Annotated in this window: 12 protein-coding genes and 1 tRNA gene; 4 read left to right on the top strand and 9 right to left on the bottom strand. The window is 54.2% G+C overall.

Annotated elements, in window-relative coordinates; all coding sequences use genetic code 11:
• Window positions 1-204 precede the first annotated feature (204 nt).
• The gene (locus tag AC1MDE_RS19935) at window positions 205-1,539 is read left to right on the top strand and encodes an MFS transporter (RefSeq protein WP_058960698.1); all 1,335 of its coding nucleotides are present in this window, start codon (window positions 205-207) and stop codon (window positions 1,537-1,539) included.
• 264 nt (window positions 1,540-1,803) lie between these two features.
• Here the strand turns inward: AC1MDE_RS19935 and ilvC are convergent, their stop codons facing one another.
• Window positions 1,804-3,279, bottom strand: coding sequence for a ketol-acid reductoisomerase (ilvC, locus tag AC1MDE_RS19930; protein WP_479399793.1), 1,476 nt, complete (start codon window positions 3,277-3,279; stop codon window positions 1,804-1,806).
• Window positions 3,280-3,440: 161 nt separating this feature from the next.
• On the opposite strand from ilvC, the gene ilvY reads away from it, so the two are divergent.
• Window positions 3,441-4,322: an HTH-type transcriptional activator IlvY gene (gene ilvY, locus AC1MDE_RS19925; protein WP_034820008.1), complete on the top strand. Its 882-nt coding sequence runs from the start codon at window positions 3,441-3,443 to the stop codon at window positions 4,320-4,322.
• On the opposite strand, the gene ilvA is transcribed toward ilvY, so the two are convergent.
• The 6 genes from ilvA to ilvL form a co-directional block, all read right to left on the bottom strand.
• Window positions 4,323-5,870 carry a threonine ammonia-lyase, biosynthetic gene (ilvA, locus tag AC1MDE_RS19920; RefSeq protein WP_480345041.1) on the bottom strand — a complete coding sequence of 516 codons (1,548 nt, stop codon included), beginning with the start codon at window positions 5,868-5,870 and terminating at the stop codon, window positions 4,323-4,325.
• A 6-nt stretch (window positions 5,871-5,876) separates the two neighbouring features.
• A complete protein-coding gene (gene ilvD / locus AC1MDE_RS19915; protein WP_480345040.1) occupies window positions 5,877-7,727 on the bottom strand; it encodes a dihydroxy-acid dehydratase in 1,851 nt (616 codons plus the stop codon).
• A 61-nt stretch (window positions 7,728-7,788) separates the two neighbouring features.
• Window positions 7,789-8,718 (bottom strand): branched-chain amino acid transaminase, encoded by a 930-nt coding sequence (locus AC1MDE_RS19910; RefSeq protein ID WP_034820022.1) that lies wholly within the window; start codon window positions 8,716-8,718, stop codon window positions 7,789-7,791.
• Window positions 8,719-8,736: 18 nt separating this feature from the next.
• Window positions 8,737-8,994 (bottom strand): acetolactate synthase 2 small subunit, encoded by a 258-nt coding sequence (gene ilvM / locus AC1MDE_RS19905; protein WP_034820026.1) that lies wholly within the window; start codon window positions 8,992-8,994, stop codon window positions 8,737-8,739.
• Window positions 8,991-10,637 carry an acetolactate synthase 2 catalytic subunit gene (gene ilvG, locus AC1MDE_RS19900; RefSeq protein WP_058962409.1) on the bottom strand — a complete coding sequence of 549 codons (1,647 nt, stop codon included), beginning with the start codon at window positions 10,635-10,637 and terminating at the stop codon, window positions 8,991-8,993. The genes ilvM and ilvG overlap by 4 nt, the downstream gene beginning before the upstream one ends.
• A gap of 149 nt (window positions 10,638-10,786) precedes the next feature.
• A complete protein-coding gene (gene ilvL, locus AC1MDE_RS19895) occupies window positions 10,787-10,885 on the bottom strand; it encodes an ilv operon leader peptide (RefSeq protein WP_071531048.1) in 99 nt (32 codons plus the stop codon).
• Window positions 10,886-11,212: 327 nt separating this feature from the next.
• On the opposite strand from ilvL, the gene AC1MDE_RS19890 reads away from it, so the two are divergent.
• Window positions 11,213-12,733, top strand: a complete 1,521-nt coding sequence (locus AC1MDE_RS19890) for a YifB family Mg chelatase-like AAA ATPase (protein WP_058962408.1) — start codon at window positions 11,213-11,215, stop codon at window positions 12,731-12,733.
• 30 nt (window positions 12,734-12,763) lie between these two features.
• Here the strand turns inward: AC1MDE_RS19890 and AC1MDE_RS19885 are convergent, their stop codons facing one another.
• Window positions 12,764-13,102, bottom strand: a complete 339-nt coding sequence (locus tag AC1MDE_RS19885) for a MaoP family protein (protein WP_034820034.1) — start codon at window positions 13,100-13,102, stop codon at window positions 12,764-12,766.
• A 121-nt stretch (window positions 13,103-13,223) separates the two neighbouring features.
• Between AC1MDE_RS19885 and hdfR the strand changes: the two genes are divergently transcribed.
• Complete coding sequence (gene hdfR / locus AC1MDE_RS19880) at window positions 13,224-14,045, top strand: HTH-type transcriptional regulator HdfR (RefSeq protein WP_034820037.1); 822 nt, start codon at window positions 13,224-13,226, stop codon at window positions 14,043-14,045.
• Between the two features lie 126 nt (window positions 14,046-14,171).
• Here hdfR and AC1MDE_RS19875 read toward each other — a convergent pair.
• Window positions 14,172-14,247: transfer RNA gene (locus AC1MDE_RS19875), tRNA-Trp, on the bottom strand.
• Between the last annotated feature and the right edge of the window lie 83 nt (window positions 14,248-14,330).

The following is a 14,330-nucleotide window of genomic DNA, read 5'->3' as shown; positions in this document are numbered from 1 at the left end:
AAGGGTCACTTTAATTTGGCCCTTTTGCAGAGATTCCCGCCAAAAAAGTGACACTTCCCGTTCCCATCACCCGCCGATTGCCGCAACTCAGAAATTATCCACTTTTTCGCCGAAAATGCCTGTTCTGGCGCGGGTTTTCATCATTGAATGCCGCAAAACAGGTGCGTAAGATTCTCTGTCTACATTTACAATTAAGAAACAGTCATGCAAGCCTCCATCACAGAAACACTCGACAAAAAACACGACGACACGCCCGTAAACTCACGCGGCAAAGTGGTCGTGGCGTCGCTTGTCGGCACCGCGATCGAATTCTTCGATTTCTATATTTATGCCACTGCGGCCGTCATCGTCTTTCCGCACATTTTCTTCCCGCAGGGTGATGCCACCGTGGCAACGCTACAGTCGCTGGCTACGTTTGCTATCGCCTTCGTCGCGCGCCCGATTGGTTCTGCGCTGTTCGGTCACTTTGGCGACCGCGTAGGCCGTAAAGCCACCCTGGTGGCATCGCTGCTGACCATGGGTGTCTCCACCGTATTGATCGGTCTGCTGCCTGGTTATCAAACCATTGGCGTTGCTGCTCCGCTGCTGCTGGCGCTGGCGCGTTTTGGTCAGGGTCTGGGTCTGGGTGGTGAATGGGGCGGCGCCGCTCTGTTGGCAACCGAAAATGCGCCAGCGAAAAAACGTGCGCTCTATGGTTCATTCCCGCAGCTTGGCGCGCCAATTGGCTTCTTCTTCGCCAACGGTACTTTCCTGTTGCTCTCCTGGCTGCTGACCGATGAGCAGTTCATGAACTGGGGCTGGCGCGTGCCGTTTATCCTTTCTGCGGTACTGGTATTGATTGGCCTGTATGTACGCGTTTCACTGCACGAAAGCCCTGTGTTTGCCAAAGTGCAGAAAGAGAATAAGCAGGTCAAAATGCCGATCGGCACGCTGCTGAGCAAGCATCTGACCGCCACCATCCTCGGCACCTTTATTATGCTGGCGACCTATACGCTGTTCTACATCATGACCGTCTACTCCATGAGCTACGGCACAGCGGCTGCACCTGCCGGTCTGGGATATTCGCGTAACAGCTTCCTGTGGATGCTGATGGTGGCGGTGATTGGTTTTGGTGTGATGGTGCCAATTGCAGGTCTGCTGGCGGATCGTTATGGCCGTCGTCGCACCATGATCACCATTACCTTGATGATCATCGCTTTCGCGCTGATGTTCCCGATGCTGCTGGGTTCAGGCTCACAGATTCTGGTGATGGGCTTCCTGCTGCTGGGCCTGAGCATTATGGGCCTCACCTTTGGGCCGATGGGTGCACTGCTGCCAGAGCTGTTCCCGACCGAAGTCCGTTATACCGGCGCGTCGTTCTCCTATAACCTGTCGTCAATTCTCGGTGCCTCGGTTGCGCCTTATATTGCAACATGGTTGAACGCTAACTATGGTTTGCAGGCGGTCGGTTTTTATCTGGCTTCCATGGCCGTGCTGACGCTGATTGCGCTGATTGCCTGTAAAGAGACGCGCCATCAGACACTGTACGAAGCGGTGTGATGGTTGCAGATTGATATGATGAACCCGGCTCAGGCCGGGTTTTTTATTGGGTCGGAATTGAGATACGGGCGAATGACATGAGGGTACCGCGTTAGCGGCGCGAGGACGCCAGACCCTAAGCGGCCCCGGACTGCGTGATCGCCATGGCGTTGCTGCTTGATAGAGTTTTGTCGTGGTTGGTTGTGAGAAACCTATCTGATCAGGCATAAAAAAACCCCGGCAAACCGGGGTTCTTCTTGTGCTGAAAACGGTGTCGTGCGGGGATTAGCCAGCAACCGCGATACGTTTCATATCGGTCATGTAGCCACGCAGTTTACGGCCAACCGCTTCGATTGGGTGCTGACGTACGGCTTCGTTAACATCACGCAGCTGCGCGTTATCAACCTGAGTGCCTTCAATCGCTTTGCCCAAATCGCCCGGCTGCAGAGTGGTCATGAACTCTTTCAGCAGTGGAACTGCCGCGAAGGAGAACAGGTAGTTACCGTATTCTGCGGTATCAGAGATAACCACGTTCATTTCATACAGACGCTTACGTGCAATGGTGTTCGCGATCAGCGGCAGCTCGTGCAGTGATTCGTAGTAAGCAGACTCTTCAATGATGCCTGCATCGATCATGGTTTCGAAGGCCAGCTCAACGCCCGCTTTCACCATCGCAACCATCACAACGCCTTTATCGTAGTATTCCTGCTCTTCGATTTTACCGTCGAACTGCGGTGCGTTCTCGAATGCAGTTGCACCGGTCTCTTCACGCCAGGTCAGCAGGTTTTTGTCGTCGTTCGCCCAGTCAGCCATCATACCGGAAGAGAATTCGCCCGAGATGATGTCATCCATGTGCTTCTGGAACAGCGGAGCCATGATGGTTTTCAGCTGCTCAGACAGTGCGTAAGCACGGATTTTCGCCGGGTTAGACAGACGATCCATCATCAGAGTGATGCCGCCGAACTTCAGTGATTCGGTGATGGTTTCCCAGCCGAACTGAATCAGTTTTTCGGTGTAAGCCGCGTCGTGACCTTCAGCCACCAGCTTATCGAAGCACAGCAGAGAACCGGCCTGCAGCATACCGCACAGGATAGTCTGCTCACCCATCAGGTCAGATTTCACTTCCGCAACGAAGGAAGATTCCAGTACGCCAGCACGGTCGCCGCCGGTGGCAGCAGCCCAGGCTTTAGCGATTGCCAGGCCTTCGCCTTTTGGATCGTTTTCTGGGTGAACCGCGATCAGGGTTGGAACACCGAAACCACGCTTGTACTCTTCACGCACTTCAGTGCCTGGGCACTTCGGCGCAACCATCACCACGGTGATGTCTTTACGGATGGTTTCACCCGATTCAACGATGTTGAAACCGTGTGAGTAGCCCAGCGCTGCGCCATCTTTCATCAGAGGCTGTACCGCTTTAACTACCGCTGAGTGCTGCTTGTCTGGCGTCAGGTTAACCACCAGATCCGCCTGTGGGATCAGCTCTTCGTAGGTACCTACTTTGAAGCCGTTATCGGTCGCTTTGCGGTAAGAAGCACGCTTTTCAGCGATCGCTTCAGCACGCAGTGCATAAGCGATGTCCAGACCGGAGTCACGCATGTTCAGGCCCTGGTTCAGACCCTGAGCGCCACAGCCAACGATAACGACTTTTTTGCCTTTCAGGAAGCTTGCGCCGTCTGCGAACTCATCGCGAGACATGAAACGACATTTACCCAACTGCGCTAACTGGTTGCGCAGATTCAGAGTGTTGAAATAGTTAGCCATGGGTACTCCGGTTAGATGTTGTGTTTGCTTTTGTTCGGTAACGACACCGTATTCAGTGCCGCGAATGACCCCATCATATGACAGGAAATCTATTGCTTAAATTGATATATTAGCAAGGTCACATTGCAGAATTTGCAACAACACGTTGAGGTGAAACGCGCATGGATTTACGAGACCTAAAGCTCTTTCTTCATCTGGCCGAAAGCTGTCACTTTGGTCGCACCGCGCGTGCTATGCACGTCAGTCCCTCCACGCTCTCTCGCCAGATTCAGCGCCTTGAGGAAGATGTCGGTCACGCGCTGTTCCTGCGTGATAACCGCACCGTGACGCTCACTGAAGCCGGCGAGCGCCTCAAGCAATTTGCTCAGCAAACCTTATTGCAATATCAACAACTGCGCCACGTAATGGATCTGAACGGCCCGTCCCTGAGCGGCGAACTGCGCATTTTTTGCTCGGTGACCGCCGCTTACAGCCATTTGCCGCCGATTCTCGACCGCTTCCGCGCCGAACATCCGCAGGTGGAAATCAAACTCACCACCGGCGATGCCGCCGACGCAATTGAGATGGTGCAATCTGGCGAGGCAGATTTGGCCATTGCCGGACGTCCGGAATCGCTGCCCGCCAGCATCGACTTCACACCGCTCGCCATTCTTCCGCTGGTGCTGATCGCGCCCGCCCTGCCGTGTGCGGTGCGCAGCCAGGCCACACAGGCGCAACCTGATTGGTCGCAGATTCCGTTTATCGTGCCGGAACAAGGCCCGGTGCGGCGCGGCATTGATTTGTGGTTCCGTCGCCATCGCATCCCCAATCCACAAATTTACGCCACGGTTTCCGGGCATGAGGCGATTGTCTCAATGGTGGCGCTGGGATGTGGCATTGCGCTACTGCCGGATGTGGTGCTGGAGAACAGCCCGGAGCCGGTGCGTAATCGCGTTCTGACACTGGAGAATGTCGAGTCGGTCGCGCCGCTGGAGCTCGGCGTGTGTGTACAAAAAAAGCGGCTCGGGGAGCCGCTTATCAGTGCTTTCTGGAACCTGCTGTAGTTACTGCCCGGCGAGGAAGAAACGGAACGCCGGGTTATTCGCTTCATCGTGCCATTCGTAGCCCAACGCCGTGAGATGGGTTTCGAAATCCGGCTCTTGATCGTTGGCTTCGAAGGCCGCCAGCACGCGACCAAAATCGGTGCCGTGGCTGCGATAGTGGAACAGCGAGATATTCCAGTGTGCGCCCAGCGTCTGCAGGAATTTCAGCAGCGCGCCCGGTGCTTCCGGGAATTCGAAGCTAAACAAGCGCTCGCGCAGCGGCTTCGATGGACGACCGCCGACCATGTAGCGCACGTGCAGCTTCGCCATCTCATCATCTGACAGATCCACCACCTGATAACCACCTTCGCTGAGCTGGCTGATGATTTCACTGCGCTCTTCCAGACCGCGCGTTAAGCGCACCCCAACGAAGATGCAGGCGTTATCGGCATCCGCATAGCGATAGTTGAACTCGGTGATGGAACGGCCACCCAACGTCTGACAGAAACGCAGGAAACTGCCCTGCTGTTCTGGAATCGTCACCGCCAGCAACGCTTCGCGCTGTTCACCAATTTCACAGCGTTCTGACACGTAGCGCAGACCGTGGAAGTTGACGTTGGCGCCCGACAAGACGTGCGCAAGGCGCTCGCCTTTGATGTCGTGCTGCTGGATGTACTTCTTCATGCCCGCCAGCGCCAGCGCACCCGAAGGTTCCGCTACCGCACGCACATCTTCGAACAGGTCTTTCACTGCCGCGCAGATGGCATCGCTGTCCACGGTGATGATGTCATCGAGATACTCTTTGCACAGGCGGAAAGTTTCACTGCCGATGCGCTTCACCGCCACACCTTCAGCAAACAACCCGACACGCGCCAGATCCACCGGCTCGCCAGCATCCAGTGCCGCTTTCAGGCAGGCCGAATCTTCCGACTCCACCGCGATCACTTTGATCTGCGGCATCAGCTGTTTGATCAGCACCGCCACGCCCGCCGCCAGACCGCCACCACCGACCGGCACGAACACGCGATCGATATGCGCATCCTGCTGCAACAGTTCCATCGCCAGCGTGCCCTGCCCGGCAATCACTGCCGGGTGGTCAAACGGGTGCACAAAGGTGTAACCCTGCTGCTCGGACAGCTCAATCGCTTTGGCTTTCGCTTCATCGAAGTTGGCACCGAACAGATAAGCCTCACCGCCAAATGCGCGCACTGCATCAACCTTGATGTCTGCCGTGGATACCGGCATCACAATCAGTGATTTGATGCCAAGCGTGCTGGCCGAGAGCGCCACGCCCTGCGCGTGGTTACCGGCCGAAGCCGTAATCACGCCGCGCGCTTTTTGCTCTTCGGTCAGCCCGGCAATCATCGCGTATGCGCCACGCAGCTTGAAGCTGTGCACCGGCTGACGATCTTCACGCTTCACCAGAATGGTGTTGCCAAGACGCGATGAAATTTTTTCCATTTTTTGCAGCGGCGTGACCTGCGCAATTTCGTACACAGGCGCACGCAGCACCGCGCGCAAATACTCCGCGCCGTTAGGCGACGCAGAAAGCGGTTGAGACTCAGCCATCAGTTGTTAGCCTCCCAGCTTAGACTTATCGCGCACCGCGCCTTTATCGGCACTGGTCGCGAGTGATGCATAAGCACGCAGAGCGAATGAGACAGCACGTTCACGGTTATGTGGCGTGTAAGCTGCATCTCCGCGCGCCAGCTCTTTTTCACGACGGGCATGGATTTCGTTGTCTGGCAGATCCAGGTGAATACGACGGTTCGGGATATCCAGCTCGATCATATCGCCATCCTGAATCAGCGCGATGGTGCCACCGCTCGCCGCTTCTGGAGAGATGTGACCCACCGAAAGACCCGAAGAACCACCAGAGAAACGGCCATCGGTGATCAGCGCACAGGCTTTGCCCAGACCCATGGATTTCAGATAGGTGGTCGGATAGAGCATTTCCTGCATGCCCGGACCGCCTTTTGGCCCTTCGTAACGGATCACCACGCAATCGCCCGCCACAACTTTGCCGCCGAGGATCGCATCTACCGCGTCATCCTGACTTTCGTAAACTTTGGCTGGACCTTTGAAGGTCAGCAGCTCAGCGTCAACGCTGGCGGTTTTAACGATACAACCATCTTCAGAGATGTTGCCGTACAGTACGGCCAGACCGCCATCCTGAGAGAAGGCGTGCTCACGAGTACGGATACAACCCTCTTTACGGTCATCATCGAGTGTGTCCCAACGGCAGTCTTGTGAGAAGGCTTGGGTGGTACGGATGCCGGCTGGGCCCGCGCGGAACATTTTCTTCACCGCTTCGTCTTGGGTCAGCATGATGTCGTACTGATCCAGGGTCTCACGCATGCTCTGCTGCAGAACGTTGCGCGCACTGGTATCGATCAGCCCGGCACGATCCAGCTCGCCCAGAATCGCGACAACGCCACCCGCACGGTGCACATCTTCCATGTGATATTTCGGCGTACTCGGTGCCACTTTGCACAGGTGCGGTACTTTGCGCGACAGGCGGTCGATATCTGACATGTTGAATTCGATTTCGCCTTCCTGCGCCGCTGCCAGCAGGTGCAGAACGGTGTTGGTGGAACCACCCATGGCGATATCCAGCGTCATCGCATTCTCAAATGCCGCTTTAGTGGCGATGTTGCGTGGCAGTACGCGCTCATCATCCTGCTCGTAATACTTTTTGGTCAGGCTAACGATACGCTTACCGGCGTTGAGGAACAGCTCTTTACGGTCAGCGTGGGTCGCCAGCAGTGAACCGTTACCCGGCTGTGCCAGGCCCAGCGCTTCGGCCAGACAGTTCATGGAGTTGGCGGTGAACATCCCTGAGCAAGAACCGCAGGTTGGACAGGCAGAACGCTCGATTTTATCGCTGTCTTCATCGCTGACGTTCGGGTTCGCACCCTGGATCATCGCATCAACCAGATCCAGCTTGATGATTTTGTCGGACAGCTTGGTTTTACCGGCTTCCATCGGGCCGCCGGAGACAAAGATCACCGGGATATTGAGACGCAGTGCTGCCATCAACATGCCGGGAGTGATTTTGTCGCAGTTGGAGATACAGACCATGGCATCGGCGCAGTGCGCGTTCACCATGTACTCTACGGAATCGGCGATCAGCTCGCGCGAAGGCAGTGAATACAGCATGCCGCCATGACCCATGGCGATACCGTCATCCACCGCGATGGTGTTGAACTCTTTAGCAACACCACCGACAGCTTCGATTTGCTCAGCCACCAGCTTGCCCATATCGCGCAGGTGCACGTGGCCCGGTACGAACTGGGTGAATGAGTTAACTACGGCAATAATCGGCTTGCCGAAATCGTCATCGGTCATCCCTGTGGCGCGCCACAAGGCGCGGGCACCCGCCATATTACGGCCATGGGTGGTTGTGGCAGAACGGTACTTAGGCATGCTCTATTTACTCCAGTCTGAAATATGACGCGGGCGCAGCTGCACCCGCGTAACTGTCTTGTTATGGATTAACCTGATCCAACCAGCCGTACTTGTCTTCGGTTTCACCTGTGAACAGGCCGAAGAATGCGCTCTGAATTTTGGTGGTCACTGGACCACGTTTACCTGCACCCACCTGGATACCATCAACGCTGCGTACCGGGGTGATTTCTGCTGCCGTACCGGACATGAACACTTCGTCAGCCAGATACAAGGATTCACGTGACAGGGTTTGCTCACGCACTTCGATACCCAGGTCGATCGCCAGCTTGATGATGGCGTCACGGGTGATGCCTGGCAGGGCTGAAGAAGTGAACGGCGGCGTGAACAGAATGCCATCTTTCACTTCGAACAAGTTTTCGCCAGCACCTTCTGAAATATAGCCGTTGGTGTCGAGAGCGATACCTTCCTGATAGCCGTGGCGACGCGCTTCGCTGCCGACCAACAGTGAGGAGAGGTAGTTACCACCGGCTTTAGCCGCGGTTGGCAGGGTGTTCGGTGCGACACGGTTCCATGAAGACACCATCGCATCGATGCCGTTTTCCAGTGCTTCAGCACCCAGGTAAGCACCCCATGGGAAAGCAGCGATGATCACGTCGGTGGTGTAGCCATCTGGCGGGTTCACACCCAGGCCTACGTCGCCAACAAACGCCAGCGGACGGATGTAAGCGCTTTTCAGTTTGTTTACACGAATCACTTCGCGGCAGGCTTCCATCAGCTCATCAACGCTGGCAGCGATAGGGAAACGATAAATTTTGGCGGAGTCGTGCAGACGCTGCATGTGTTCACGGTGACGGAACACCACTGGGCCTTTGTGCGAGTCGTAGCAGCGTACGCCTTCAAACACAGAAGTACCGTAGTGCAGTGCGTGAGACATCACGCTAACCTTGGCGTCTTCCCACTTAACCATCTCCCCGTTGAACCAAATAAAGTCTGCTTTCTTCGTACTCATTGCTATTTCCTTTGGCGACTAAGCGCGGATTTGTTGTGATGTCTGTTGCTGGATCTCGACACAGGCGACATCCATGAGTTTGCTTAACTGTGAAGACAGTAAATCGACCGAACGCTGACTGGCAACGGTCATTTCGATGTTAATGTTTTCAGCGTTAATCGCAGATGCCATGTTCATCGAGCACACCTGGAAGCCACGGTGGCGGACAACACGCAAAATGCGCTCCAATATTTCAGGGCGGAAGCGGGCTTCGATAGACAATTGATGCTGGTTCATGCGGTTTTCTCCATCATGTTTGCGTTGCTGGCACCCGGCGGTACCAATGGCCAGACGTTTTCATGCTCATCAATCGAAACATGCAGGAAGTAAGGACCTTCACTGTTCAGCAGAGCATCTATCGCGGCGTCGACCTGATCTTTACGGCTAATGTGCTGGCCTGGGATATCAAAGGCGCTGGCCAGCGTGAGGAAATCGGGGTTATCGGTGAGGATGGTTTCGCTGTAGCGACCATCAAAGAACAACTGCTGCCACTGGCGCACCATGCCTAAACGTTGGTTATCCAGCAGCAGGATTTTCACCGGCAGCTTACCGCGCTTAATGGTGCCCAGCTCCTGGATGTTCATCATGATTGAGCCATCGCCTGACACGCAGATCACGGTGTCTTGCGGGCGGGCAACCTGCGCGCCGATGGCGGCTGGCAGACCAAAGCCCATAGTACCCAGGCCGCTGGAGGTGATGAAGTTCTCTGGCTGAGTGAAGCTCATGTGCTGCGCAGCCCACATCTGATGCTGGCCCACATCGGTGGTCACCACCGCGCTGTCCGCTTTACGATCGGAGAGTTGTTTCAGCAGCAGCGGCGCATAAATGGCCTCGCCTGGGTGATCGTAACGCCAGTCAAACTCGGCTTTCATCGCTTTAACTTCGGTGCGCCAGCCCTCAATCTGCATCGGCATACTCAACGCAGGCAGCACCTGGTTCAAATCACCTTGCAACGAAACGTGCGCACGACGCAATTTGTTCAACTCGGCCGGATCGATATCGATATGAATGACGTTCGCATGCGGGGCGAAGGTGTCTAACTTTCCGGTGACGCGGTCGTCGAAACGCGCGCCAACGGCAATCAGTAAATCGCAAGATTGCACGGCAAGGTTGGCAGCTTTGGTGCCGTGCATACCCAACATGCCGAGATAGAGATCGCTGCTGGCGTCTGCACTTCCCAGGCCTTTCAACGTGGACACCGTTGGGATGCCGGTTGCTTCAGCCATGGCACGTAATGCAGGCACCGCTTGCGCCATGCCCACACCGCCGCCGATATACAGCATTGGCTTATGCGACTGCGCCATCAATGCGCGGGCTTCCGCGATATGCTCTGGCGAGTGACTGATCGTCTCTTCAACCGGCAACAGGTGTGGGGTTAAATCGGCACTAGCAATTTGGATGTCTTTCGGGATATCCACCAGAACCGGACCGGGACGGCCAGACTGGGCGATGGCAAAGGCTTCGGCCATCACGGAAGGCAAATCTTCGAGGGATTCAACCAGGAAACTGTGCTTGGTGCAGGCTAACGATAGGCCGAGAACGTCGATTTCCTGGAAGGCGTCAGTACCGATAAAAGCAGATGAAACCTGACCGGTGATCGCGACAACCGGGATCGAATCCATAAACGCATCGGCTAAACCGGTGATCAGGTTAGTGGCGCCGGGACCGGAAGTGGCGATACACACGCCAGTTTTACCGGTGGCACGGGCATAACCAATTGCCGCCATCACTGCACCTTGCTCATGACGACACAGTAGGTGTTCCACGCCGCCATCGTAGAGCGCATCGTACACTGGCATGATTGCGCCGCCAGGATAGCCAAACACTGTGTCGACACTCTGCGCGCGTAAAGCCTGAACTACCCACTGTGCACCTGTCATCGTTATTCTCCTGTATTCCTGGTGGAACAACAGAACTTTATGCTACTGCTCATAATCTGTTCCTCGCTGATTCGCTGATATTTAGCCAGGTCGAAAAAAAACCCCCGGACCTTTCGGTGCGGGGGTTTTTGGAATTCCGGGCTTGATTTTTAAGCCTTTCTTTCTCCAAGCGATGCCCCGCACGGTGGGATAATAATCACCACCACGCTAATCACGACTAGGCTAATCACTTGTAGAAGGGCTTTCATGTGTTGTCTGTTTTTTCGATTGTTCGAAGTAATACCTACAGAGTTACCATAGTTATCTACGCGTTGACAATTATTTTCATAATGTTTTTTTATGACGTAAGCAATGGGTGCGGGTTATCGCCTTGTAAGTTAAAGGTTATTTTAAGTTGTGAAAAATTTTCATTACGCACACTGCGAAACCTCTCTGTTAATTCTGCGATATCGACCTCAACTGCGGCGAAAACATTGTAAAAACCGCCGATTCACTGGAATCCGGCGCTGATGTTTTTTAATCGCATTCGCAATCTGAATTTACTCCTCGCATGATGAAGACAACAAGGAGTGGTTATGTCTTTATCAAAGGTTCTCACTCGCGCGGCGCTCGGCATACAGGCGCCATTGGTAACGGTTGAGGTGCATATCAGCAAGGGGTTGCCCGCTTTAACGCTGGTTGGCTTGCCTGAAACCACGGTGAAGGAAGCGCGGGAACGGGTACGCAGTGCCATTATCAATAGCGGATTCACCTTCCCGGCGAAACGCGTCACCATCAATTTGGCCCCCGCCGATCTGCCAAAAGAAGGTGGGCGCTACGACCTTCCCATCGCCATTGCGATTCTCGCGGCCTCAGAGCAGCTTCCTGACGCGAAACTGGCGCACTATGAGTTCCTGGGGGAGTTAGCACTCAACGGCGCGCTCTGTGGCGTTCAGGCCTCTATTCCAGCAGCGATGGCCGCTTTGCAAGCCGGCAGGCAGATGGTGTTAGCTGAAGAGAATCAACAGGATGTCGGATTGATCCAACAAGGGGAAACGCTCGTCGGTAAACATCTGCTCGAGATCTGCGCTTTCCTGCATAACCAGTCGACACTCACCGTTGCGTATTCTCAACCTGAGGCGCTGCAACAGGAAAGCCAGGACCTCAGCGAAATCATCGGTCAGGAACAAGGACGTCGCGCCCTGGAGATCACTGCCGCTGGCGGGCATAACCTGTTACTGCTTGGACCGCCCGGCACAGGGAAAACCATGCTGGCGACCCGCCTGCCTGGCATTATGCCGCCCTTAGACGATCAGGAAGCGCTGGAGTGCGCAGCGATTAATAGCCTGGTCAGCAGCCGAAATCTCCATCATCAGTGGCGCAGAAGGCCATTCAGAGCACCTCATCACAGCGCTTCGCTGTATGCATTAGTGGGAGGAGGAGCAATCCCCCGGCCTGGTGAGATCTCTCTGGCGCACAATGGCGTCCTGTTTCTGGATGAACTCCCGGAGTTTGACCGCAAGGTACTGGATGCATTACGCGAGCCCATTGAATCCGGCGAGATTGCGATTTCCCGTACACGCGCCAAAGTCACTTATCCTGCGCGCTTTCAGTTAATTGGCGCCATGAACCCCAGCCCTACCGGGCATTATCAAGGCAGTCATAATCGATGCACGCCGCAACAGGTGCTGCGCTATTTGAGCCGGCTCTCAGGTCCGTTTCTTGATCGCTTTGATCTGTCTCTGGAAATCCCGTTGCTACCCAGTGGAACCTTAAGTCAAAAACAGGAAGTCAGTGAGAGCAGCGAGACGGTACTTAAACGCGTCCTTGCTGCTCGTCAGAGGCAAATTGAGCGAGCAGGCAAAATAAACGCGCATTTATCTAATCCGGAGATTGCCCAGTGCTGTGTACTGAGACAGGACGATGCTATATGGCTGGAAGCTGTATTGAATTCGCTGGGTCTTTCTGTGCGCGCGTGGCAACGCATTTTGAAAGTCGCCAGGACGATTGCCGACTTGGCAGGGGAGGAGACGATTTCACGACAGCATTTGCAGGAGGCGGTGGGTTATCGCAGCATTGACCGGTTGCTAATCTTTCTGCACAACAGTCTGGAATAAAAAACGGGGCTTTAGAAGCCCCGCTATTTTTTAATCATCGCTATCGCTAAAGTCTTCCACAGTATCCATCTGCGGCTTACCGCCAGACAATGTGTGGAAACGCTTAGGACGCTTAATACGTGCGGTATATTTCGACCAGACACGTTCAGCTTCCGTTTGCGGCTCACGCAGACCACGACATACTTCTAAAAACGAACGCTCTTCTTCAGTCGCTGGTTCACGCTTGGCGAGGTCCAGTTCATTGAAGGCGTAACCGTGGCGTTCCAGAAGCTGAGCTTCTTTAATGGTGAAATCACCATGACGTGAAAAACCACGAGGATAATGTTTGTTATCAAAGAAACGATTTGTTGTTGCGAAGCTATCCGCCATTTTACACGCTCCCGACTCTCTTATGGCCGTGCTATTTATGGCGCGGAGTATTAGATAGGCTTGACAGAGTGTAAAACAAAACATTTAAATCAGTACGACAAACATTTTTTGGGAGAATGCTGTGGATACGGAATTACTGAAAACTTTCCTCGAAGTGAGCAGAACACGCCATTTCGGGCGTGCTGCTGAAGCGCTTTACCTCACGCAATCTGCCGTTAGTTTTCGCATTCGTCAGCTGGAAAATCAGTTGGGAGTCAACCTTTTCACCCGTCATCGAAATAATATTCGGCTGACTTCTGCGGGTGAGCGTTTATTACCCTATGCAGAGAGCCTGATGAGTACCTGGCTGATGGCTAAAAAGGAAGTTTCACATACACAACAGCATCATGAGCTATCGATAGGTGCCAGCGCGTCGTTGTGGGAGGCTTATCTAACCCCTTGGTTAAAAACGCTTTATGAGAACCGGGAAAGCCTTCACCTTGAAGCACGTATCGCACAACGGCATTTGCTGGTAAAGCAATTACATGAGCGTCAGTTGGACCTTTTAATCACCACCGAAGCGCCCAAAATGGATGAATTAACCAGCCAACAGATTGGTCATATTTCACTCGCGCTCTTCCGCGCACGTAAGACTGAGAAACGTGAAAAATATGATTACATTAAACTGGAATGGGGTGCGGATTTTCATCAACATGAAAGTTATTTATCCAGTGATGATGTGCCAGTATTGACCACAACTTCAGCGCATGTGACACGTGAATTACTCCACACTACCGGCGCCTGCGCGTTTTTACCGGATTCATGGCACAGCATTTATAGTGATTTGATGGTTATTCCAGATACACCCGTTGCCGTTCGTCCACTCTATGCGGTGTGGCTGCAGAATAGCGATCAACAAGCACATATTCGTCAGCTGCTTAAATTTCCAGTATTGACGCAATAAAGCAGAAATTGAGAGGGGTTTGAGTGTCGCGCAGTGAAACTCAAACCCTTTTCACTGACGAAGTTATGAGGTAAATGCCAAATTTTGGACAAAAAAAATCCTTTGCCGAAGCAAAGGATTGTTTTCTGGCAGGGGCGGAGGGACTCGAACCCCCAACACCCGGTTTTGGAGACCGGTGCTCTACCAATTGAACTACGCCCCTAAAAGGGTGGCGGAACGGACGGGGCTCGAACCCGCGACCCCCTGCGTGACAGGCAGGTATTCTAACCAACTGAACTACCGCTC

Source organism: Pantoea folii, assembly GCF_056678875.1.
This window is presented reverse-complemented; position numbering and strand designations above follow the sequence as displayed.

What these genes read in the sequence shown, in the direction of transcription:
- AC1MDE_RS19935 (WP_058960698.1), top strand. Translation starts at nt 205, where the DNA reads ATGCAAGCCTCCATCACAGAAACACTCGACAAAAAACACGACGACACG.
- ilvC (WP_479399793.1), bottom strand. Translation starts at nt 3,279, where the DNA reads ATGGCTAACTATTTCAACACTCTGAATCTGCGCAACCAGTTAGCGCAG.
- ilvY (WP_034820008.1), top strand. Translation starts at nt 3,441, where the DNA reads ATGGATTTACGAGACCTAAAGCTCTTTCTTCATCTGGCCGAAAGCTGT.
- ilvA (WP_480345041.1), bottom strand. Translation starts at nt 5,870, where the DNA reads ATGGCTGAGTCTCAACCGCTTTCTGCGTCGCCTAACGGCGCGGAGTAT.
- ilvD (WP_480345040.1), bottom strand. Translation starts at nt 7,727, where the DNA reads ATGCCTAAGTACCGTTCTGCCACAACCACCCATGGCCGTAATATGGCG.
- AC1MDE_RS19910 (WP_034820022.1), bottom strand. Translation starts at nt 8,718, where the DNA reads ATGAGTACGAAGAAAGCAGACTTTATTTGGTTCAACGGGGAGATGGTT.
- ilvM (WP_034820026.1), bottom strand. Translation starts at nt 8,994, where the DNA reads ATGAACCAGCATCAATTGTCTATCGAAGCCCGCTTCCGCCCTGAAATA.
- ilvG (WP_058962409.1), bottom strand. Translation starts at nt 10,637, where the DNA reads ATGACAGGTGCACAGTGGGTAGTTCAGGCTTTACGCGCGCAGAGTGTC.
- ilvL (WP_071531048.1), bottom strand. Translation starts at nt 10,885, where the DNA reads ATGAAAGCCCTTCTACAAGTGATTAGCCTAGTCGTGATTAGCGTGGTG.
- AC1MDE_RS19890 (WP_058962408.1), top strand. Translation starts at nt 11,213, where the DNA reads ATGTCTTTATCAAAGGTTCTCACTCGCGCGGCGCTCGGCATACAGGCG.
- AC1MDE_RS19885 (WP_034820034.1), bottom strand. Translation starts at nt 13,102, where the DNA reads ATGGCGGATAGCTTCGCAACAACAAATCGTTTCTTTGATAACAAACAT.